At 76.7% G+C, this 22,056-nt stretch carries 16 protein-coding genes and 1 pseudogene; 8 read left to right on the top strand and 9 right to left on the bottom strand.

Going from position 1 to position 22,056, the window contains the following annotated elements:
* Nucleotides 1–25: 25 nt before the first annotated feature.
* The 5 genes and pseudogenes from ACSNOK_RS14660 to ACSNOK_RS14680 all read right to left on the bottom strand — a co-directional run.
* The gene (locus tag ACSNOK_RS14660; RefSeq protein ID WP_436781092.1) at nucleotides 26–4,672 is read right to left on the bottom strand and encodes a hypothetical protein; all 4,647 of its coding nucleotides are present in this window, start codon (nucleotides 4,670–4,672) and stop codon (nucleotides 26–28) included.
* A 46-nt stretch (nucleotides 4,673–4,718) separates the two neighbouring features.
* Entirely contained in the window at nucleotides 4,719–5,537 is an 819-nt protein-coding gene (locus tag ACSNOK_RS14665; RefSeq protein ID WP_436781107.1) for a hypothetical protein, read from the bottom strand.
* Between the two features lie 285 nt (nucleotides 5,538–5,822).
* Complete coding sequence (locus tag ACSNOK_RS14670; protein ID WP_436781093.1) at nucleotides 5,823–7,391, bottom strand: hypothetical protein; 1,569 nt, start codon at nucleotides 7,389–7,391, stop codon at nucleotides 5,823–5,825.
* A gap of 100 nt (nucleotides 7,392–7,491) precedes the next feature.
* Nucleotides 7,492–8,475 (bottom strand): DUF979 domain-containing protein, encoded by a 984-nt coding sequence (locus tag ACSNOK_RS14675; protein WP_436781094.1) that lies wholly within the window; start codon nucleotides 8,473–8,475, stop codon nucleotides 7,492–7,494.
* A gap of 238 nt (nucleotides 8,476–8,713) precedes the next feature.
* A pseudogene (locus tag ACSNOK_RS14680) lies at nucleotides 8,714–9,367 on the bottom strand (DUF969 domain-containing protein); the annotation flags it as partial.
* 256 nt (nucleotides 9,368–9,623) lie between these two features.
* Here ACSNOK_RS14680 and ACSNOK_RS14685 point away from each other — a divergent pair.
* Genes ACSNOK_RS14685 through ACSNOK_RS14700 form a run of 4 tightly spaced genes read left to right on the top strand, consistent with a single transcriptional unit; the run spans nucleotide 9,624 to nucleotide 12,566 of the window.
* Complete coding sequence (locus ACSNOK_RS14685) at nucleotides 9,624–10,268, top strand: GntR family transcriptional regulator (RefSeq protein WP_436781095.1); 645 nt, start codon at nucleotides 9,624–9,626, stop codon at nucleotides 10,266–10,268.
* On the top strand, nucleotides 10,265–11,065 hold the full coding sequence (locus ACSNOK_RS14690; RefSeq protein WP_436781096.1) for a LamB/YcsF family protein: 801 nt from the start codon (nucleotides 10,265–10,267) through the stop codon (nucleotides 11,063–11,065). The genes ACSNOK_RS14685 and ACSNOK_RS14690 overlap by 4 nt, the downstream gene beginning before the upstream one ends.
* Nucleotides 11,062–11,703, top strand: coding sequence for a 5-oxoprolinase subunit B family protein (locus tag ACSNOK_RS14695; protein ID WP_436781097.1), 642 nt, complete (start codon nucleotides 11,062–11,064; stop codon nucleotides 11,701–11,703). Before ACSNOK_RS14690 ends, ACSNOK_RS14695 begins: the two co-directional genes overlap by 4 nt.
* The gene (locus ACSNOK_RS14700) at nucleotides 11,700–12,566 is read left to right on the top strand and encodes a biotin-dependent carboxyltransferase family protein (protein WP_436781098.1); all 867 of its coding nucleotides are present in this window, start codon (nucleotides 11,700–11,702) and stop codon (nucleotides 12,564–12,566) included. The genes ACSNOK_RS14695 and ACSNOK_RS14700 overlap by 4 nt, the downstream gene beginning before the upstream one ends.
* Before the next feature lie 949 nt (nucleotides 12,567–13,515).
* Here the strand turns inward: ACSNOK_RS14700 and ACSNOK_RS14705 are convergent.
* The gene (locus ACSNOK_RS14705) at nucleotides 13,516–14,658 is read right to left on the bottom strand and encodes a glycosyltransferase (RefSeq protein WP_436781099.1); all 1,143 of its coding nucleotides are present in this window, start codon (nucleotides 14,656–14,658) and stop codon (nucleotides 13,516–13,518) included.
* 140 nt (nucleotides 14,659–14,798) lie between these two features.
* A complete protein-coding gene (locus ACSNOK_RS14710; protein ID WP_436781100.1) occupies nucleotides 14,799–14,975 on the bottom strand; it encodes a hypothetical protein in 177 nt (58 codons plus the stop codon).
* Nucleotides 14,976–15,219: 244 nt separating this feature from the next.
* Here ACSNOK_RS14710 and ACSNOK_RS14715 point away from each other — a divergent pair, with 244 nt between their 5' ends.
* Nucleotides 15,220–15,657 carry an SPW repeat protein gene (locus tag ACSNOK_RS14715; RefSeq protein WP_436781101.1) on the top strand — a complete coding sequence of 146 codons (438 nt, stop codon included), beginning with the start codon at nucleotides 15,220–15,222 and terminating at the stop codon, nucleotides 15,655–15,657.
* A 173-nt stretch (nucleotides 15,658–15,830) separates the two neighbouring features.
* On the opposite strand, the gene ACSNOK_RS14720 is transcribed toward ACSNOK_RS14715, so the two are convergent.
* Both ACSNOK_RS14720 and ACSNOK_RS14725 read right to left on the bottom strand, forming a co-directional pair.
* Nucleotides 15,831–16,070, bottom strand: coding sequence for a hypothetical protein (locus ACSNOK_RS14720; protein WP_436781102.1), 240 nt, complete (start codon nucleotides 16,068–16,070; stop codon nucleotides 15,831–15,833).
* A 101-nt stretch (nucleotides 16,071–16,171) separates the two neighbouring features.
* A complete protein-coding gene (locus tag ACSNOK_RS14725; RefSeq protein ID WP_436781103.1) occupies nucleotides 16,172–16,744 on the bottom strand; it encodes a hypothetical protein in 573 nt (190 codons plus the stop codon).
* A 333-nt stretch (nucleotides 16,745–17,077) separates the two neighbouring features.
* Between ACSNOK_RS14725 and ACSNOK_RS14730 the strand changes: the two genes are divergently transcribed.
* From ACSNOK_RS14730 to ACSNOK_RS14740, 3 genes are all read left to right on the top strand, one after another.
* Nucleotides 17,078–18,496 (top strand): FtsW/RodA/SpoVE family cell cycle protein, encoded by a 1,419-nt coding sequence (locus ACSNOK_RS14730; RefSeq protein WP_436781104.1) that lies wholly within the window; start codon nucleotides 17,078–17,080, stop codon nucleotides 18,494–18,496.
* 138 nt (nucleotides 18,497–18,634) lie between these two features.
* On the top strand, nucleotides 18,635–20,248 hold the full coding sequence (locus ACSNOK_RS14735; protein ID WP_436781105.1) for a carboxylesterase/lipase family protein: 1,614 nt from the start codon (nucleotides 18,635–18,637) through the stop codon (nucleotides 20,246–20,248).
* A gap of 91 nt (nucleotides 20,249–20,339) precedes the next feature.
* A complete protein-coding gene (locus tag ACSNOK_RS14740) occupies nucleotides 20,340–21,932 on the top strand; it encodes an ATP-dependent DNA ligase (RefSeq protein WP_436781106.1) in 1,593 nt (530 codons plus the stop codon).
* Nucleotides 21,933–22,056 lie beyond the last annotated feature (124 nt).

Here is a 22,056-nt window from a genome sequence, read left to right on the forward strand (position 1 = left end):
CCACCGGCCCCCGCTCAGCCCCCGCTCAGCGCCCGGCCGGCATCGGCTCCGGCCGCGGCTCCTCCTCCGGCCGCCGGAACATCCGCGTCGCCGTGATCTCGCCGTGCACCGGCTCCGACTCCGGGTCGGGCTGCGGCAGTCCGGGCCGCAGGTGTTCCTCGACGCTGATGTACTTCAGGCCCGCCCGCAGGTCCGCGTCGTTGCGCAACCGGATGACCAGCGGGAACTCGGCGAGCGCCGTGGTGTCGAACAGGCCGGTGGTGTACAGCAGCTGGACGCCGAGGGCGTCGGCGACGGCCCGCTGGAGCTCCAGCAGGTACGTGGCGTTGGCCCGGCCGATCGGGTTGTCCAGGAACAGCGTGCCCGCGTGCTTCTGCCGGTCCCGGCCCCGGTCGTTGCTGCGCAGCGCGGCCATCGTGCAGTACAGGGCGATGGCGGCGGTCAGCAGCTGGCCGCCGGAGAACACGTCGCCCATCTGCCCCACGGGCACCCGCTCGGCGCGCAGCACCGCGTCCGGCTTGAGGATCTCGACGGCGACGCCGCGCGGCATCAGGGCCGCCCGGACACCGCGCAGCAACAGCGACATGCCGTCACGGCGCAGGTCGGAGTTCTTCTTGACGGCGGAGCGGGTGGCCTCGTCGATGACCTCGCCGAGCCGTTCGGTGAGGGTGCTCTGGTCCGGCTCCTCGAAGCGGATGCGGAGGAACTCCTGGCCCGACCACTCCCCCAAGCCCTCGGGCAGTCGGGAGAGCCGCTGGGCGGAGCGGAGCGTGGTGAGCGAGGACTCGACGAGGCCGCGCAGCCGGTCGACGATGCCGTCGCGGTTGCGTTCGAGCTGGTCGAGCTCGTCGGTGAGGACGCGCAGCCGGGGCGCGAAGGCGTCGGCCCAGGCGGCGGCGTGCTCGGGCAGCGCGGACGCGGGGAGTTCGCGGATCTGCTGGCGGGCGGGGGTGCGGACGTGCTCGTAGCGGGTGGAGTTGGCGTGCCGGACGAGGACGTCGCTGGCCTCGCGGACGGCCGCCTCGGCCGCCGAGAGGTCGCCGGCGCAGCCGCGCAGCGAGCGCCGGGCCTCGGCCGCGACCTGCCGGGCCTCCTCCAGGCCGCCGGTGTACGGCTCGGGGGCCGTCTCCTCGTCGTCGGGGGCGTTGTCGCGGAGCAGGTCGCGCAGGAGGGCGGCGGTGTCGTCGAAGCCGGTGGCGGCGTCCTCCGCCGCGCGGTGGGCGCGGAGCAGGCTCGCGTGGGCGGTGCGGGCCTCCTCCAGCGCGTCGGTGCGCGCGGTGAGTTCGGCGGTGGCGGTGCGCAGCAGTTCCTTGGCCTGGTCGGCGTCGGCGGGCACCTGCTCGTCGGGGAGCTCGGTGTGGGACTCGCCGTCGGCGGGGGCGAGGCGTTCGGCCTCGCCGCGGAGGCGGCCGAGCTGCTCGCTGGCGGCGGAGGCGCGGCCTTCCAGCAGCTGGACGAGGGCCTCGGCGCGGGCGGCGGCGGCCTGGCGGGACGGGCCGTCGGCGCCGTCGGTGCCCTCCAGCAGTTGGGCGGCGCGGGTGCGGACCTTGTTGGTGAGGCGGTCGAGTTCGGCGCGGGCGGCGCTCTCGTCGCTCTCGGCGCGGGCCTGTTCGGCGCGCAGGTCGGCGCCGACGCCGACCTTCTCGTACACCTGAGAGGCGGCCCGGTAGGCCTCGCGGAGGGCGGGGAGGGAGTCGGTGGACGCCTCGGCGTCGTCGGGGACGTCGTCCGGGGCGCCGGCGATCTCGGCGCGCTCGGCGCGCAGGGCGCGGGCGGTGCGGTGGGCGTCGTCGGCGGCGCGCTGGGCGGCGCGGCGGTCCTCGTCGGCGGCGCGGGCGCGGTCGACGCAGGCGGCGGCGCGCTCCTCGTACTCGGCGGCCTCCTCGGCGAGTTCGCGGAGCCGGGTCTGCCAGTGGGCGCGTTCGCGGAGCCGGTGGGCGAGGCCGGCCAGGGCGTCGGCGACGCGGCGGGCGCGCTGGGCGGCCTCCTGGCGCTCGTCGCGGACCCGGGCGGTCTCGGCGGCGGTCTCGTCGGCCTCGGCGCGGGCGGTCCGGGCGGCGGTCAGCTGCTCCTGGGCCTCCTCGGCGGCGGTACGGCAGCGCTCGGCCTCGGCGGCGAGTTCGGCGAGCCGGCCCTCGGGGCAGCCGGACCGCCAGGACGCGAGGCGGGCGGCGAGGGCGCGGTCGCCGGCGAGGCGGGCGGCGACGGCGCGGATCTCCTCGTCGCGGGCGGCGGCGCGCTCGCGGAGGGCGTGCCGCTCCTCGTCGGCGGCGCGCTCGTCGTGCATGGCGGGGTTCGGCGGTACGAGAAAGACGCCGCTGTCGCCTTCGGTCTCGGGCACGGGGGCGAGGAGGGCGGCGGCGGTGCCGACGGCGACGGCGGAGCGCGGCAGCAGCGAGGCGTCGGCCAGTGCCTCGCGGGCGCGGCCGTGGGCGTCGGGGTCGGTGATGACGACGCCGTCGACGAGTTCGGGGCGGGCGGCCAGGACCCGGGCGTGGTCGGCGGGGTCGACGGCCTGGGCGAGGTAGCGCCAGCCGGGGAGGGCGGGGATGCCGTGCTCGCCGAGGTACTCGACGGTGGCGAGGACGTCGGGGCCGGCCGGCAGCAGGCCGCCGTCGCCGAGGGCGCCGAGGATGCGGGAGTCGTCGGCGGCGGCGGTGCGCAGGTCGAACAGCTGCCGCTCGGCGGAGGCGACCGTGTCGTCGAGGAGTTCGCGGAGGGCGTCCGCGTTGCGGTCCAGCTCCTCGGCGGTGAGCGGGCCCGCCGTCTCCCGGCCGTCCTGACCAGCGGGGGCGCCGCGCTGGGCCGGGACCTGGCCGGCGGCGGGCTGCGGCAGGCCGAGGAGTTCGGCGAGCCTCGGCTCGGCGCCGAGGGACTCGGCGAGTCGGCGCTCGGCGTCGTACGCGCCCGCGGCGGCCGTGGCCGCGTCGGCGGAGCGGGCGGCGGCCAGTTCGGCGCGGGACTCGGCGGCGGCCGTCTCCCTCGCCCGGTCGGCAGCGGTCCGTGCTGCCTCCTTGGCGGCCTCGTAGGCGGCGGCCGCGGTCTTCTCGGCGTCGCTGGCGGCGAGGGCGGCGCGGGCCGGGTCGGCGTCGGGGGCGCTGTCGTCGAGCCAGCCGGCGCGGACGGCGTCGGCGGTCTCCTGCTCGACCTCGGCGAGCCGCTGCCGCAGGTGGCCGGCCTCGCTGCGGGCGCGCTGGGCCTCGGTGGCGGCGGCGGTGGCGTCGCGGTGGGCGGCCTCGCCGGTCTCCTGGAGGACCGCGGAGCGCTGCTCCTGCTCGTCGGCGAGCCGTTCGCCCTGCTCGGCGGCGGCGTTGAGGGCGCGGACGAGGGCGGCGGCGGCCTTGGTGCGGGCGGCGAGGGCGGGCGCGGCGTCGCGTTCGGCCTCGTGGATGGCGGCGGCGACGCGGGCGGAGCGGTCGGCGGCGGCCCGGTGCCGGAGCACGGTCTCGGCGGCCTGCCAGGCAGAGTGCAGGGTCCGGGCGTCGTTGAGCTCGCGGCGGCGGCCGGCGGCGGCCTTCTCGGCGGCGGCGAGCGCCAACGAGGCGTGCCGGTACGCGAGTTCGGCGGCGATCCGGGAGGCGTGCTCGCGGGCGGTCTCGGCGTCGGTGACGCGGTGCGCGGCGGCGGCCACCTGGTCGGCGAGCTCGCCGGCGCGGCCCCGCTCCTCGGCGGCGCGCGCGGACAGCCGGCGGGCGAGGACGCGGGTACGGCGCTCGGCGCCCGCGTGGACGCCGCGCGCCTGGTCGCGGCGGGCGCCGGCGTCGACGATGCGGGAGAGCAGGTCGAGGGAGCCGGCGGTGAAGTCGCGTTCGGCGGTGAGCTCGGCGCGGCGGCCGAGCTTGTGGGCGAAGCCGTGGACGAGGTCGGCGAGGCCGTCGGTGTCGCGGGTGTCGGTGACGGCGCGCAGCAGCAGGTCGGTGAAGTCGGAGTCGTTCTTGACCGCGAAGAGGCCGGCGGCCTCGCCCTCGTCGGCGTTCATCTCCCGCTGGTAGCGGAAGAGTTCGGGGTCGAGGCCGAGCTCGCCGAGGTGCTCGTTCCAGCGCTCGTGGACCTCCTCCCACACCACGTCGAGGTTGGGGTACGCCTTGCCGGCCTCGGTGAGGGCGTCGCGGAACCCCTTCATCGTCCGGCGGCGGCCGCGGGCCGTGGAGGCGCCCTCGGCGCGGGGGCGCATGGCGGTGGACTCCGCGACGGGCAGCGCGTCCAGGCTCATCCCCGGGCCGGGCCGGAACGAGTACCAGGCCTCGGCGAACTTCCGCGGGTCGTTGGAGACCTGCCGGCCGCGCCACTCGCTGACCTTGCCGACGACGACCGTCTCACCGGTGAGGACGTGCTGCCACTCCAGGGCGACGTGGCCGCAGTCGTCGGCGAGCAGGAACTTGCGGAGGACGCCGGAGCTCGCGCCGCCGAGGGTGTTGCGGTGGCCGGGCAGCATCACCGAGAAGATCAGCTTGAGCAGGACGGACTTGCCGCCGCCGTTCTCCAGGAAGAGCACGCCGGCGGGCGCGGGGCGGCGCGGCGGGCCGACCGGCTCCTCCTCGAAGAAATCCGCCTGCGCGGGCGCGGGCGACGGCACGGGCGCGCCCACCCCCCGCAGGTCCAGCACGGTGTCGGCGTAGCGCGCACCGGCGGGCCCGATGGAGTAGAGGCGGACCCGGGACAGCTCGTACATGGCGGACTCTCGTTTGTCGCGGTGTGACGGTAGGGAGGTTCGGGGGTCAGGAGTGGAACGGCAGGCCGGCGTCGGCGACCAGGTCCAGGTCCTCGGCGTCGTCCGGCGGCAGCAGCGTGGCGGTGCCGTCGCCGACCGGGACGACGCCCAGCTCCAGCAGCTCGGCCATGGCGGCGCTGCCGGCCATGTCGCGGACCTGGAGCTGGTAGCGCGGCGTGGTGCGGTAGGCGCCGCCGGCGTCGTCGCCGGTGCGCTGGAGGAAGCCGGAGTCGACGAGGAAGGCGACGGCCTTGGCGATGATGCCCGTGGTGGAACCGGCCAGGCGGCGGGCGTCCTTGGTGGCGCCGGTGGCGCTGCGCCGCGCGTAGACCCGCCAGGCGGCCTCCAGGCCGGGGGCGTCGGTGACCGGGTCGGTGTTCTCGCCGGTCTCGGCGGCCCGCTCCTCCAGCCGGCGGCAGGCCTGCCGGACGAACGCGTCGACGCCGTTGACGGTGATCCGGCCGATGTACCCGTCGTCGGCCAGGTCCTCGGGGCGCGGGAACGCCATGGCGGCGACGGCGAGGTGGGCGAGGCCGTGCAGGAAGCGGTCGCCGGAGTCGGCGGTGGCCCGGCGGGCGTAGTCGCTTATCCGCACGGCGAAGACGGAGTCCTCGGCGGCGGTGACGGCCATGCCGGCCCGGGTGGACACCTCCAGCACGACCAGCCCGAGCCCGGCGGCGACGGCGTCCGCGAGGCGCGCGAAGGCGGGGTCGTCGCGGTGGCGGCGCAGGAGTTCGGCGTAGTCGGCGTCGCGGGCGGGCTGGAGCTTGGGCTGGAGGCCGAAGGCGACGAGCCTGGCGGCGTCGGCGGCGTCGGCGGGGGTCAACGGGGCGTTGGCCGGCCGCTCCGGCCGTTCGTCGGGCGCGCCCTCGTACGCCGTGTCGTCGGCCTCGTAGTCAGTCACGGTTGGTGCTCCTGTGCTTGTCGCTGCTGTGGGGGGAGGGATGCCCCGGTCCCGCCCCTTCGCCGTTTCCTGGGGCTGCGCCCCAGACCCCGCTTTTCGCGGCTTCGCCGCTCGTCCTCAAACGCCGGACGGGCTGGAGTGCGCGCTTCGGGGGTGTGGGGGCGGAGCCCCCACGAGAAACGGTGAAAGGGCGGGACCGGGGCCTGCTCACGACGCCTCCGAGCGGTCCGCGGCCATCCCGGCCGCGTCGAGCAACGCCGTCCCCACGATCAGATCGGCCCCGCCGAACTCCGGATCGTCCAGAACCGTCCCGTCGTCCACGGCGAACAGCAAGGACCGCTCCCCCTGCCGATAAGCCGTCCCCACAGCGGGGCTGGCCGCGTGCACGGCCAGCAGGGCGACGAGGTACGGCAGTTCCGGATCCCGGAGACGCGCTTCGGCGAGCAGGCCGGACAGCCGCCGCGGCGCGTCCGGCGGCAGGCTCAGCAGCTCCATGGCATGAGCGAGCTGCTCCTCGCTGAAGCGGCTGTCGTCGGGGGTCGCGATGAGGTCCGGTTCGGGCATCTCCGCGCCGAGGTGCTCGCGTTCGGCGGGCGGGGTGAGCAGCAGGTCGACGAGGTCGCCGACGCGGACGGACGCCGGGGTGCGCAGGCCCGTGCCGCGGGCGAAGAAGGCGTCGGTGACGCGCCCCGCCTGTTCGAGCGGGAGCGGCAGGACGGGGGCGAGGAGCTGCCCGTAGAGGTCGAGACCGGCACCGGAGGACGGGGTGGCGAACGCCTGCCGGTCCTGCTCGGCGCGGAACAGCGGGCCCGCCTCCAGCAGCCGCGACTGGAGCTGGGTGTGACGGCGGATGCAGTCCTTGACGATGTCGACGAGCTCGGCGGCGCGGCGCTTGTGCTCGGGGTCGACGCCGGAGGACGCCTCGTCGCGCACCTTGCGGATGTTGGTGAGGATCGCGTTCTCGTGCCGGTAGCGCTCGGCGACGTGCTCCAGCGCCTCGTCGATCATGTCGGGGACGGTGCGCAGCCAGTCCACCGCGCGGACGTTGCGCCGGGTGGCGTCGAGCGTCTTGCGGAGCGTCTCGGCGTACTGGACGGTGCGGTAGCGGGCCTGTTCGGCGGCGAGCTGGGCATCGGCGAGGCGGCCCCGGCTGACCAGGACCTCCAGCTTGACCTCGGCGGCGATCTGCGCGCTGGTGACGTCCGTGTCGAGGGCGCCGACGAGGACGTTGACCGCCTCGTCGGTGGTGCGCAGGAAGACCGTGCCGCCGGGGCCCGGGACCTCCTCGATCAGCTTGAAGTCGTAGTCGCGGCGGACGTAGGCGCCGTCGGTGCCGAACGTGCCGTAGACGGCGCGGAAGCCGCGGTCGACGCTGCCGACGTTGACGAGGTTCTCCAGGACCCACCGGGCGACGCGCTCGTGCTCGGCCGCGGGGCGCTCGGGCGCCTGGGCGGCGACGCGCGGCAGCAGCCGGGTCACTATCTGCTCGTGGTCGGCGCCGGTGTCGAAGTCCATGGTGAGGGTGACGAGGTCGATGGCGGCCAGGGCCACCTCGGCCATCGCGTAGACGCCGTACTCGCCCGCGAGGTTCGCCTTGCGGACGTCGAGGTCGTGCAGCGGCGCCGTGCAGGCGAGCGCGCGCAGGCGCCGGGCCAGGCCCTCGTCGGCGGCCGGGCCCGGGGCGACGGGGGTCGCTGCCCGGGCATGGCCGGGAGCTCGGGTGGGCACGGGCCCGTTGAGCTGGGGCGGAACGGCCGCCGGGGCTGGAGAAGTCACGTCGCACAGCGTAGGCGGTCGCCCTGACATCGGACGAAACGGCACGGTGGAAGGGGCGGGCGGAGGGGGCTCTCGCGCGCCACCCCTCCGCCCCCACCCCTCATACCGCGAAAAGGTACATGATGGCTATATTGCATCCGAGCAGGACGAACGCCGTGGGCAGTTGGGCCTTGATGGGGCCGTACTGGTCCGTGAGTTCGAGGAGTGCCGCCGGCACCAGGTTGTAGTTGGCCGCCATCGGCGTCACGAGGGTGCCGCAGAAGCCGGCGAGCATCCCGACGGCCAGCACGGCCGGGGCGTTCCCGTGCGCCTGCTCGACGAGGACGGGCCAGCCCACGGCGGCCGTCATCACCGGGAACGCGGCGAAGCCGTTGCCCATGACGACGGTGAACACGAACATCCCCGCGCAGTAGACGACGACCGCGAGGAAGACCGAGCCCTCGGGGAGCACGGCCGTGGTGATCCTGCGGACCTGCTCGCCGACCCCGGCGACGGAGAAGATGGCGCCGAGGGTGGCGAGCAACTGGGGCAGCAGCAGCGCCGCGCCCATCGATTCCAGCATCGAACGCCCGGCGGCCACCGGCTCGGCGGGCCGCCGCTCACGGACCAGCACCATGCCGACGACGAGCGCGACGACCGCGCCGATACCGAGCCCGAGGATCGTCTCGCTGCCCTTCTGCAGCAGCGGTCGGCCGTCCCAGTGCACCTTCTTGAGGCCGACGGCGCAGAACAGGGCGACGGCGGGGATGGTCAGGGCGGGCAGGAACAGCCACCCGCCGAACCGGTCGGCGCTCTCCAGGCGCCGCTTCGCCGCCGCCTCCTCCGCCTTCCCCGTGAGCGGGACGCCGCGCCCGGTCCTGCCGAAGCCGGCCACGCAGATCATGACGAGGACGGCGGCACCGAGCGGTTCGGGCGGCGCGCTGCCGTCCGCCACCCACGTCCCGTAGATGAAGCCGACGCCGAGCAGGCCCCAGAAGGCGGCGCTGCCGCGGGGCCGCTCGTTGCCGCCCTGGACGAGCATCTGGGCGGCCATCACCAGGAAGAGACCGCCGACGAGCCAGAAGAACCACTCCGCCTTGATCATCGGCCCGCCTCCCGCCGGGAGCGGAAGGGGCGGCGGGCCCGGCAGGCGCGGTGCCGGACGGCGCGTCGGCGGACGGCGCCTTGGCGGACGCCCCGCCGGCGGACGACCCCGCGCCGGAGGACGCGGCCGTGGCGGCCGGAGTGGTTCCGGACGGCGACGCGTCCTCAACGGGTACCGAGCCGTCGGCCGTTGCCGGGTCCGCGTTCGGCGGCCCGTCCGCGCCCGAGGGCGCCGCGAACAGCGTCCGGTCCAGCCGCAGCAGCCGGCACCCGTGCACCGCCAGCGCGCACACGGCCGTCGGGATCGCCCAGAGCGCGAGCTCCAGCGGCTCCAGCCGGGTGTGGTACGTGGTGTTGACGAAGCCGGTGATGAGCAGGATCGAGCCGACGGCCAGGAAGACGTCCTCGCCGAAGAAGAAGCCGACGTTGTCGGCGCTCGCGGCGAAGGAACGTATCCGCTCCCGGACCTTCGCGGGCAGCGGCCCGCCGTGCCGGCGTTCGGCGGCGCCCTCGGCCATCGGCGCGGCCAGCGGGAGCACCGTCTGCGCGTGCCCGAAGGCGCCGCCCAGGCCCACCGCGGCGGTCAGCTGGCGGAGCAGCAGGTAGAGGGCGAGGAAACGGCCGGTGGTGAGCCGGGCGAAGCGGCCGACGAGCCGGCGGGCCTGGATCTGCAGGCCGTGGCGCTCCAGGAGGCCGATGACCGGGAGGGTCACGGCGAAGATCGTCACGCCTCGGCTGGAGGCGAAACCGGTGCCGAACGCCGCCAGCACCTCGCGCGGCGAGAGACCGCCGAGCAGGCCGGTGGCGATGCCGGCGACACCGACCACGAGCAGGGGGTTGCGCCGGGTGGCGAATCCGGCCACGACCACGAGGACGCCCAGGAGTACGAGCATGGGCCCCGCCTTCCGTTTGTTCAACGATGTGACGCGTAACTGTCAGGGGATCCCGGGGAGCGCCGAAGAGCCCTGGGAGAACCCGGAGTTCCGGGCCGCTCAAGCCCCCGCTCGACGGGAAAAAGGGTGAGGCGACTTGCCGAGGAGGCTAAGATGTTGTTCAACAATCCTCAAGGGTTCGCGTGCGGCCTTCACCACCGGACCGCGCCGCTCCCCCACACGAGACACGCCGGTCACCCTCTCCCCGGGAGAAGTCATGGCCCGTTCCACCGCGCAGCGCGTCTCCGCCGTGCTCCGCGACCGCATCGAGGGCGGCGTCCTGTCGCCCGGCACCCAGCTCTCGGAGGAGGCCCTCGGCCAGGACCTCGGCGTCTCGCGCAACACCCTGCGCGAGGCGTTCCGCCTCCTCGTCCACGACAACCTCGTCGAACACCGGCTGAACCGGGGCGTGTTCGTCCGGTCGCCCGGCCCGGCGGACGTGGCCGACATCTACCGGCTGCGCGCCGCCCTGGAACTCGCCGGGGTACGCGCGGCCGACCAGGCGCCCCGGGCGCTGCGCGAGGCCGTCACCATGACGGTGGCGGAGGCCGAGTGGGCGGCCGACGACGGCGACTGGCCCGCGGTCGCCACCGCCGACCTGCGCTTCCACCGCGCCCTGGCCGCGCTCAGCGGCAGCCCGCGGATCGACGCCACGATGGACCGGCTGCTCGCCGAACTCCGGCTCGCCTTCCACGCGATGCCGTCGCCGCGCGGCTTCCACCAGCCGTTCCTGATCCGTAACCGCACCATCGAGCGGTATCTCGCCAAAGGGCGCACCGACCGCGCCGAGGCCGAGCTGACCGCCTATCTGGACGACGCCCGGCAGCTCATCGTCGACACGATGCTGGAGAACCGCCCGTGACGCACCCCGCTCCCGCCGTCGGCGACCCCGCCGCCGGCGCCCCCGTCATCGACCTCAACGCCGACCTCGGCGAGGGCTTCGGGCGCTGGCACCTGACCGACGACGACGCCCTGCTGTCCATCGTCACCAGCGCCAACGTCGCCTGCGGCTTCCACGCCGGCGACCCCTCGACGATGCGTCGCGTCTGCGAACTCGCCGTCGCGCGCGGCGTCCGGATCGGCGCCCAGGTCTCGTACCGGGACCTGGCCGGCTTCGGCCGCCGCGCCATGGACGTGCCGCCGGACGAGCTCGCCGACGAGATCACCTATCAGATCGGCGCGCTGCGGGTGTTCGCCCGGGCGGCCGGCGGCGACGTCGCCTATGTGAAGCCGCACGGCGCGCTCTACAACCGCGCGGTCACCGACGCCGGACAGGCGGCCGCCGTGGCGGCGGGCGTCCTGCGCGCCGGCGGGCGGCTGCCCGTGCTCGGCCTGCCCGGCTCCCGGCTGCTCGCGGCGGCGGCGAAGGCCGGACTGCCCACCGTCGCCGAGGCGTTCGCCGACCGCGCGTACACCGCCGCCGGCACGCTCGTCCCACGCCGGGAGGAGGGCGCGGTCGTCACCGACGAGGACGCCGTGGTGGCCCGGTCCGTCCGGCTGGCGCGGGACGCCGCCGTCACCGCGCTCACCGGCGAGGAGGTCGCCGTCCGGGCCCGTTCGCTCTGCCTGCACGGCGACACGCCCGGCGCGGCGGCGCTGGCCCGGCGCGTGCGGACGGCGCTGGAGGCGGCGGACGTCCGGCTGAAGGCGTTCGCGTGAGCGCCGCACCCGGGGACGGCGCGCCGCGCCCGCTGCGCGTCGGGCGGCACGCGCTGCTGGTCGAGGTCGCCGACACCGCCGCCGCCCAGGCCCTGCACGCCGAACTCCTGCGCCGCCGCGAGGCGGGCGCCCTGCCGCCGGTCTCCGAGATCGTGCCCGCCGCGCGCACCGTCCTGCTCGACGGCGTGGACGACCCGGGCGCCCTCGCGGCCGACCTCGCCGGCTGGACCGTGCCGCCGCTGCCGCCCGCCGAGGGCGAACCCGTGGTGATTCCGGTGCGGTACGACGGCGAGGACCTCGCCGACGTGGCCGCGCTGTGGGGCGTCGGCGAGGCGGAGGTGGCGGGCATCCACTCGGCCCTCGACTTCCGGGTCGCCTTCTGCGGCTTCGCCCCCGGCTTCGGCTATCTGACCGGACTGCCCCGGGAGTTGCACGTGCCACGCAGGGCCACCCCGCGCACCGCCGTCCCCGCCGGCTCGGTCGCGCTGGCCGGCCCGTACACCGGCGTCTACCCGCGCTCCTCCCCCGGCGGCTGGCTGCTCGTCGGCCGGACGGACGCCGTGATGTGGGACCCCGGCCGCGAACCGGCCGCGCTGCTCGCCCCCGGCACCCGGGTGCGCTTCGAGGCGGTCCGGTGACCGCCCTGACCGTCGTCCGCGCGGGGGCGCTGACGACCGTCCAGGACCTCGGCCGGCCGGGCCACGCCCACCTCGGCGTCCCCCGCTCCGGCGCCCTCGACGCCCCCGCCCACCGGCTCGCCGACCGGCTCGTCGGCAACCCCGAGACCTACGCGACCCTGGAGACCACGGTCGACGGCTGCGCCGTGCGGGTCGGCGCGGCCGTCACCTTCGCGGTCACCGGAGCGCCCTGCGCGGTACGGGTGGACGGCCGGCCGGCCGCGTGGGGCGCGCCCGTGCGGGTCCCGGCGGGCACGGTGATCGACGTGGGCCGGGCCCGCGCGGGGCTGCGCTCGTACCTCGCCTTCGCGGGCGGCGTGGCCGTCCCCCCGGTCCTCGGCAGCCGCTCGCGCGACCTGCTCTCCGGCCTCGGCCCCGAGCCGCTGACGGACGGCGCCGTGCTCCCGCTCGGCGCCCCCTGCGGCCCGCCGGCCCCCGTCGACGCGGTCCCCTGCGCGGCGCCCCCCGCCGACGCGCTGGTGCTGCCCCTCGTCCCCGGCCCGCGCGCCGACTGGTTCGCCCCGACGGCCCTGGACGCCCTGGCGCGCGGCGCCTACCGGGTGTCGTCCGCGAGCAATCGCATCGGCCTGCGCACCGAGGGCCCCGCCCTGGAACGCTCCGCCCCGGGCGAACTGCCCTCCGAGGGCATGGTCCTGGGCGCGGTCCAGGTCCCCCCGGACGGCCGCCCCGTCGTCTTCCTCGCCGACCACCCGACAACGGGCGGCTACCCGGTCGTCGGCGTCGTCCCCGAACCCTCCCTCGCGGCGGCGGCACAGGCGGTCCCGGGGACACCGGTCCGCTTCGCGGTGGTACGCGGAGGCTGAGCGGGCGGCCTGCCGTCCGCGGGGGCGTCCGTCGGCCCGGCGGTCACCAGACGCCGTGCCGCGGACGCCCCGGCGCGGCCGGTACACGGCAGGCGGGACGAGGCCGCGAGGCGGCGTCCCGGGCCGGATGAGCCCGAGGGACTTCGCGGGGAACCGCGGGGAACCGCGGGGAGAGGCCCGGCCCACCGCCCCAAAGCGCCTCCCGCCGCGCGCCCCGGATCGCGCCGCGCACCCTAGGCGCCACCGCCGGCCGGACCCGGGCCTCCACCACACACCGGCCGCGGCCCGGTCGGCCCTCCCGAGCACCCCGGTCCCGCCGTGCCGCGCACGGCCACCACGTGCCGGACGGCGTCCGGCCCCCGAGACCGGCCGCCCGGCCACCCGGTCTCGCGGACTCACGGCCACCCGGTCTCGCGGCCCCACGGCCCCACGGCCTCGCGGCCCCACGGCCCCACGGCCTCGCGGCCCCACGGCCTCGCGGACTCACGGCCTCGCGGACTCACGAACTCACGGACTCACGGACTCGCGGCCTCACGGCCCCACGGTCTCGCGGCCCCACGGCCCCACGGCCCCACGGCCTCGCGGCCTCGCGGACTCACGAACTCACGGACTCACGGACTCGCGGCCCCACGGCCCCACGGCCTCGCGGCCTCGCGGACTCACGAACTCACGGACTCACGGACTCGCGGCCTCACGGCCCCACGGTCTTCGGCCCCACGGCCCCACGGCCTCGCGGCCTCGCGGCCTCGCGGACTCGCGGACTCACGACCTCACGGCCTCACGAACTCGCGGACTCACGGACTCACGGACTCGCGAGCGGCACCGACACCGCCCGAACCACGCCGCGCCCGCCGCCCGCCGCCCGCTGCCCGCTGCCCGCCGGAGGACGACCACCGGAGGACAACCGCCGGAGGACAACCACCGGACGTCGACCGCCCGGATGTCCGCCTCACCCGCCCACCCGCGCCCGCGGACCCCTCGCCACCTCCCGGTAGTGGTCGAGGAGTTCGCCGACGGCGACCGGCCAGGTGCGGGTGAGGACGGAGGCGCGGGCGGCCAGGCCGTACTCGACGCGGCGACGGCGCGTTTCCAGGGCGAGGACGGCCTCGGCGAGGGCACGGGCGTCGTCGGGGCGGACGAGAAGCCCGGTGCGGGCGTGGCGGACGAGGCCGGAGGCGCTGCCCGCGGCGGGGGCGACGACGGGGACGCCGCTGGCGAGGGCCTCGTGGACGGTGTGGCAGTGGGCCTCCCGGCGGCCGGGGTGGACGAAGACGTCGAGCGAGGCCAGGATCCGGGCGAGGTCGTCGCCCCGGCGGCAGCCGAGGAAGCGGGCTCCGGGCAGGGCCGCCCGCAGGCCGGCGGCGGACGGGCCGTCACCGGCCAGCACCAGCCGTACGCCGGGCAGGGCGCAGACGGGGGCCAGTAGCTCCAGCCGCTTGGCGGGCACGAACCGGCCGGCGTAACCGACCAGCAGCTCCCCGCCGGGGGCCAGCGCCCGGCGCAGTTCGAGATCGCGGCGGTCGGGGTGGAAGCGTTCCACGTCCACGCCGGGCGGCCACAGGAAGGCGCCGGGCACGCCGTGGCCGGCCAGGGCGCGGGCGGTCTCCGCCGAGGGCGCGAGGACGCGGTCGGCGACGGTGTGCGGGGCGCGGGCCCGCCGCCGGGCGGCGGTCTCGGCGGACGCCCGCTCGGGGGCCGGGGCCAGGTGCACGGCGACGGCGGGGACGCCGAGCCGGGCGGCGGCGGCCAGGCCGCGCGCACCGAGCAGGCCGGGCGCGGTCAGGTGGACGACGTGCGGCCGGTGGGCGGCCAGCGCCCGGGCCAGCCCTCGGCCGGGCAGCGGCGGGCGGCGGACGGCGGCGGGGTGTCCCGGCAGCGGCAGCGTGGGCAGCCGGACTACGGGGACGAACGGGACGACGGGTGCGCGCCCTTCGCCGGAGGTGCCGCCCGCGCACCGGGCGGACGGCCGGGCGGGCGCGACGACCAGCGGCTCGTGGCCACTGAGCGCCAGCTGCCGGGCGGTCTCCCAGGTCTGGTGGGCGATGCCGTTGACGTCCGGGGGAAACGACGCGGTGACGATGGCGACGCGCATACCGCTGTTGTCGGCGGTCCGGGCGAGCCGCGGGTCACGGGGATCTTTCCGGCCGGGGAACGCGCCGTGAGCGTTGCCCTCACCGGGTGCGGGCGGGCCGCCCGCGCCGGCGGGCCCGGTGGCCGGGTCCGCCGGTGGTGTCAGTCCGTGCCACGGATGATGTGCGGCTCGGGATCGTCGTCGTCGCCCGCCGTGTCGTACTCGCCGCGCGGGGCGGCGCGCCGGGCGGGCGGGCCGACGGGTGTGGGGCCCGTCGTCGTGTCGAGGGCCGGTATGCGCGGCTGGATCCGCTCTTCCTGCCCTGTGGGGTTGTCCATGGGTGGTACCTCCCCCTGAGGTGCCGTGCGATGGGCCGGGGGCTCCGGCCCCGGAAGGCAATGCCTTCCCCGCACATCCGTCCGGTACGCGCCGGTGGGGGCGCGTCACCGGAACGGACCATCGTCCGCCTTTCCGGTGAACCTTGCAAAAGAGGACGAACAACTCCTTTCAGGTGAAGTTGCCGCCAATCCGGTTAAACTACAAGAAGGTCCGAATCCTCGTTTGGGAAGGAAGGTGGCTGACGTGACCGCCCCTACGTCACCCCGGATCGACCAGCACCCGGACATCATGGCGCTCCGCGCCCACTCCGAGGAGACGACGGCGCAGCCCGCCGCCCAAGCCGTGGAGGCCCTCGCCCTGCTGTGCGGCGTCTACCTGGCCGCCTCGCCCTGGATCGTCGGCTTCAACGGCTTCTCCACCCTGACCGCCAACAACCTGATCACTGGTGTCGCCTTCGCCCTCCTGGTCGGCGGCTTCGGATCGGCCTACGAACGCACCCACGCCATGAGCTGGGCCGCCCTGGCCATCGGCGTCTGGACGATCATCTCGCCCTGGGTCGTGTCGGGGCACTCGTTCACCACCGGCGCCAACGTCAGCAACGTCATCGTGGGCGCCCTCTGCTGTGTGGTCGCCCTCGCCCTGGCGGGCATGGGCGCGAGCCGGGCCCGTACCCGGCGCTGACCGGCCGGCGGGCACCCGCGCCGATCCGGCCGGGCCCGGGACACGGCCCTGACCGCCCGGCCCCGGCCCACGGCGACGCGGTCGGACGACCGGGCCCGCGCGACCGCCCCAGGCGGCCGCGCGGGCCCGTACCGCGTTCACCCGAGGAACGCGCCGCACGCGGCCGCGTTCCGTCAGCGCGTCAGGATCTCCGCGGGGCCCGCGCCCTCACCGGCGGCCCGCCGTGCGGCGGCCGCCACCGCTTCCGCGCCCCCGGGCGCCGGGGGCGCGGTCACGCCCGGCGGGGGCGAGCCCGCCTCGGCGGCCCAGCCGGCCCGGTCCACTCCCTCGCCGAGCGCCCGCCGCGCGCGTTTCCGCAGCTGTGTGTCCATGTCACGGCGGATCCGTCCGATGATCTCATCCATGTCGGGCATGCGGGCGAGAGTAGATCATCAGACCTCGGCACCGCATGGGTTCACGGGTATTCACCCGGGCGGATGAACGAATGGCCCGGCGGGCGACCGCCGCGACGGGGTCAGCCGCCCTGCGCGCCGGCCAGGACCCCCTCGCCGGCCCGCGCGTACCAGCGGTCGCCGCGCTGCTCCGCCAGCCCGTGGCCGGCCAGCCCGGTGACGTGTTTGAGGATGGTGCGCGGCTGGTAGCCGACGGCCGCGCAGAGGTCGTCGACGGACGCTCCGTCGGCTCCGCGCGACCGCAGCCCGTCCCAGGTGCGGGCCTCGTGCCGGCCGAGCCCGGGCACGCCCGCCGGGCGACCACCGGCCCGCGCGTCCACGGAAGCCCCGGTTCCGGCGCCCGGCAGGTCCTGGGCGGAGGCGTCCGCAGCGGCCTCGCCACGAACCCCGGCCCGGACTCCCGCCCGGCCCTCCACGGCCGCCTTCACCCGCGACCGCACCGAGCCCTCCGGCCGCACGGAACCCTCCGGCCCCGCCGAACCCTCCGGCCGCGCCTCCGCCAGGGCTTCCGCCCGCACCTCGGGCCGAGGCTCCCTGCGGGCCTCCGGGCGGCTCTCCGGGCGGGACGAGCCGCCGACCGGCCGTGGGGTCCGGTTGACCCGGCGGTGCCTGCGGCCCTTCTGGCGCTTGCTCATGAACCACTCTCCGTCCTGTCACGAGGGGCCCGCGCCGCGGACCCGGTGGACAGCGGCGCCCGGGGACCGCGCGCCGCCGAGGGGTCAACCCGTACCGCCCCGGGCCGGTTACGCCACCGGGGCGGCCCCGAGGGGCGTAACCGGCCCATGGGCCACCCTGGGCGACCCGATCATGACGCAGGGCTACCACGGAGCGCCGGAGAGCAGTCCTCCTTGTCGGATATGTGACGCTGGTGGCGTGCACATAGCGAATGTCGAGGATGGGACGGGAGTCGCCGGATTGCGAAGGAATCGTGAGCCCTCCCGGGTTTCCCGCGCCCCGGGTCGATCATCATGACGGGTGTGAGCGTGGAACCGGTACGGGTGGCGGACGGCGGCGACGAGGTTCCCGCCGCGCTCCCGGCCGCCCGCGGACGCCGCCGGCGGCACGAGGCGGTGCTGCTCTGTCTGGCCGTCGCGGTCAGCGTCCTCGGCTATCTGTACGCGGGCCTGGCCACGGAGGGCCGGGTCCCCGACGGCCTGCCGGGCTTCGCCGGCGCCATGGTGTGCCTGGCCCTGGTGCCGCACCTGGTGCTGCGCCGGTGGGCCCGCCACGCCGACCCGCTGATCCTGCCGCTCGCCACCCTGCTGTCGGGCCTCGGCCTGGTGCTGCTGTTCCGGCTCGACCACGCCTACGCCGCCCGGTACCACTCCCCCGGCACCGCGCCCGGCCAGCTGCTCTGGACGGTCATCGGCGTCGCCGTCTGCGTCGGGGTCCTCGTGACGCTGCGGGACCACCGGTGGCTCCAGCGGTACATCTACCTGACCATGGCCGTGGCGCTGATCCTGCTGATGGCGCCCGCCGCGTTCCCCGGGGACACCTACGGCGCCAAGCGGTGGATCTTCCTGGGGCCGCTGTCGTTCCAGCCCGGCGAGTTCGTGAAGACCATGATCGCGATCTTCTTCGCGGGCTATCTGGTCGCCCACCGCGACGCCCTCGCGCTCACCGGCCGCAAGGTCCTCGGCTTCCGCCTGCCGCCCGGCCGGCAGCTCGCGCCCATCCTCGCCGTGTGGGTGCTGAGCCTGCTGGTACTGGTGCTCGAACGGGACCTGGGCACCTCCCTGATCTTCTTCGGGCTGTTCGTGGTGATGCTCTACGCGGCCACCGAACGCACCAGCTGGGTGCTGTGCGGACTGCTGATGGCCGTGGTCGGGGCCGCCGCCGTCGGCTCGACGGAACAGCACGTCAAGGGCCGCATCGTCGCCTGGCTGCACCCCTTCGACATCTACCTGCCCAAGGACCAGCGGCCGCCGGGGCTGATCTCCGACCAGGCCGCGCAGGCGCTGTTCTCGTTCGGCAGCGGCGGCCTCTCCGGTACCGGGCTGGGCCTGGGCCACCCGGAGCTCATCGGGTTCGCCGGGCGCAGCGACTTCATCCTCACCACGGTCGGCGAGGAGCTGGGGCTGGCCGGGCTGACGGCGGTGCTGCTCGTCTACGCGCTGCTGGTGCAGCGCGGGCTGAGCGCGGCGCTGCGCTCCCGCGACCCGTTCGGCAAGCTGCTGGCGGTGGGGCTGGCGGCGGCGCTGGCGCTCCAGGTGTTCGTGGTGGCCGGCGGCGTCATGGGGCTGATCCCGCTGACCGGCAAGGCCCTGCCGTTCCTGGCCAAGGGCGGTTCCTCGCTGGTCGCCAACTGGCTGATGATCGCCCTGCTGCTGCGGATCAGTGACGCGGCGGGGCGGGAACGGGAGCGCGAGGCGGCGCGCACGGGGTAGTGCGTTCGGCCGTTCGCGCCGATCGATGATGCCCTTGTGCCGTGCGGGGCACGGCCGGTGGGAAGGATCCCCGGAAGCACGCGCGCACCCGGCGAGTCTCGTATGACCGGTGCCGCCTTCCGTCGAAGGAGCGTCAGCATGCCCCCTTCCCGCCCCGCCGGCCGCCGGCGCGCCGCCCTGCGCGCCGGTGCCGCGGCCGCCCTCCTCGCCTGCGCCACCGCGCTCGCCCCCGGCCCGGCCGACGCCGCGCCCCGCCGCGCCGATCCCGTCGTCCGCACCGCGCAGGGGGCCGTCAAGGGGCGGGCCCACGGGGCGTACGAGACCTTCCAGGGCATCCCGTACGCCCAGCCGCCCACCGGCCCCCGGCGCTGGCGGCCCCCGGCGCCGGTCCGGCCGTGGCGGGGCGTGCGGGACGCGGGGTCGCCCGGTCCCCGGTGCGCGCAGGCGGATCTGCGGACCGGCGCGCTCCTCGGCTCCGAGGACTGCCTCCGGCTGAACGTCACCCGGCCCGCCGGACGGGCGCCGGCCCGGGGCCGGCCGGTGATGGTGTGGATCCACGGCGGCGCCTTCGTCACCGGCTCGGCCGCCGACTATCCGGCCGGGCGGATGGCGACGCGCGGGGACGCGGTGGTGGTGACGGTCGGCTACCGGCTCGGCGTCTTCGGCCTCTTCGGCCACCCCGGGCTGGGCGGGGCGCCGGACCTCACCCTCGCCGACCAGCAGGCCGCGCTGCGCTGGGTCCGGGACAACGCCGGACGCTTCGGCGGCGACCCCGGGCAGGTGACCCTCTTCGGCGAGTCGGCGGGCGCCCTGAGCACCTGCGCGCACCTCGTCGCGCCGTCCTCCGCCGGGCTGTTCCGGCGGGCGGTGATGCAGAGCGGGTCGTGTCTGACGAGCATGCCGAAGGGGGCCGTGGTGCCGGGTTCGCCGGCGTGGTCGCCGTGGGCGCCGGAGCGCGCCGTCCGCGCGGCCGGTGACGCGGCGGCGCGGCGGCTGGGCTGCGGGGGCGGGGCGGAGGCCCTGCGCTGCCTGCGGGCGCTGCCTGCCGCCAGGCTCGCGACGCCCGAGCTGATGCGGGCGTTCTCCCTCGTCGCATACGGCAACCGGCTGCTGCCGGAGGAGCCGGGCCGGGCCCTGCGGGCGGGCCGCTTCCGGCGGGTGCCGGTGGTCCAGGGCACCAACCGCGACGAGATGCGGTACTTCGTCGCCGACGCGTTCGCCGCGTTCCCCGTCCGGACCGAGCGGGACTACCGGGAGCGGCTGCGCGGGTCCTTCGGCGACGCGGCGGCGGCCGTGGAACGGCGCTACCCGGCCCGCGACTTCCCCACGCCCGCCCTCGCCTGGGCCGCCGTCCTCACCGACCGCTCCTGGACCTGCACCACCCTGCGGGCGAACCGGCTGCTGGCCGCGCGGACGCCGGTGTACGGGTACGACTTCGCCGACCGGAACGCGCCCAACGTCTTCGGCCTGCCCACCGTCCCCGAGGTGCCCTACGGGGCGGCGCACGGCTTCGAGCTGACCTACCTGTTCGACGTCCGGGCGCCGTTCACGGCCGCTCAGCGCGCGCTGTCGGCGCGGATGACGGACGCGTGGACGCGGTTCGCGCGGACCTCCGCCCCGGGCGGCGGGTGGCCGCGCTACGACGGCCCGCGGCCGCGAGTACGGTGGCTGGCCCCCGGGGCGGGCGGCAGCCGGCCGGTGGACGCGGCGGCGGTCCACCACTGCGCCTTCTGGGAGCGGCACGGCGCCTGACCTTCCCGGAAGTCGCCCCGGCCGCTCGCGGGACCGGCACGGCGCCCGACCCCGGACTGCGGCCCGGCCGGTCCCGGGGCAGGATGGGGGCATGCTGCTGGCCGAGCTCGCCCGGGTGTCCGCCGAGGTGGCGGCGGTCCGCGCGCGGTCGGCGAAGGTCGCGCTGCTGGCCGGGCTGTTCCGGGACGCCGAGCCGGACGAGGGGCCGCTGGTGGTGCCGTACCTGGCGGGCCGGCTGCCGCAGCGCAGGACCGGGCTCGGCTGGAGCACCCTGCGGAACCCGCCCCCGCCGGCGGCGGCGCCCTCGCTGACCGTCGCCGAGGTGGACGCCGCGCTCACGGCGATCGCGGCGGTGGCCGGCAAGGGGGCGCAGACCGAGCGGAAGCGGCGGCTGGACGCGCTGCTGGCCCGGGCCACCGAGGAGGAGCAGCGCTTCCTGCTCCGGCTGATCGGCGGCGAGCTGCGGCAGGGCGCCCTGGACGCGCTGGCCGCCGAGGGCTTGGCGGCGGCGACGGGCGCGGCGCCGGACGCGGTGCGGCGGGCGGTGATGCTCGGCGGCTCGCTGGGCACGGTGGCCCGGGCCCTGCTGGCGGACGGCCCGCCGGCGCTGGAGGCGTTCCGGCTGCGGGTGGGGCGCCCGGTGCAGCCGATGCTCGCGCAGACGGCCAAGGACGTCGACGAGGGGCTGGACCGGCTCGGGCCGTGCGCGGTGGAGGAGAAGCTGGACGGCATCCGCGTCCAGGTGCACCGGGACGGCGCCGAGGTCCGCGTCTGGACCCGCACCCTGGACGACATCACCGACCGGCTGCCGGAACTGACGTCCGCCGCCCTGGAGTTGCCCGTCACCTCGGCCGTCCTGGACGGCGAGGTGATCGCCCTGGACGCGGCCGGCCGGCCGCACCCGTTCCAGGACGTGGCGAGCCGGGTCGGCACCCGCTCCGGCTCGCCGGGCGGCCTGCCCCTGTCGCCGGTCTTCTTCGACCTGCTGGCCGTGGACGGCCGCGACCTGCTGGAGCTGTCGACGGCGGACCGGCACGCCGAGCTGGCCCGGGTGGTGCCCGAGCCGCTGCGCGTCCGCCGGCTGGTCGCCGCCGACCCGGCGGACGCGGAGACCCGGGCGGCGGCCCGGGCGTTCGCCGCGGAGGTGCTGCGGCGCGGCCACGAGGGCGTGGTCCTCAAGGCCCTGGGCGCGCCGTACACCGCGGGCCGGCGGGGCGCTTCCTGGCTGAAGGTGAAGCCCGTGCACACCCTGGACCTGGTGGTGCTGGCCGTCGAGCGCGGCAGCGGCCGGCGCACCGGGAAGCTGTCCAACCTGCACCTGGGCGCGCGCCGGCCGGACGGCTCGTTCGCCATGCTGGGCAAGACGTTCAAGGGCATGACGGACGCGATGCTGGAGTGGCAGACGCGGCGCCTGGGCGAGCTGGCCGTGCGCGACGACGGGTGGACGGTGACGGTCCGCCCCGAGCTGGTCGTCGAGATCGCCTACGACGGGCTCCAGCGCTCGACCCGCTACCCGGCGGGCGTGGCCCTGCGCTTCGCCCGCGTCGTCCGCTACCGGGAGGACAAGCGGGCGGAGGACGCGGACACGGTGGAGACGGTCCTGGCCTCGGCGGCGGGCGCCCGACTGCGCGAGGAGCCGACGGCCGACGGGGAACCCACGGCGGACGGGGAACCGCCGGCCTGAACGGCCCGGTGGCCGCCCCCGGCCCCGGCCGGGGAGGAGCGGTCGTCCGGCGGCAGAGTCCCGGGCCACCCGGACCGGCCGTCCTGACGGGCGCGGACGCCGGGCGGCGGGCCCGGCGTCCGCG

Origin of the sequence: Streptomyces sp. URMC 126, assembly GCF_051386555.1 — a bacterium.
Lineage (GTDB): Bacteria > Actinomycetota > Actinomycetes > Streptomycetales > Streptomycetaceae > Streptomyces.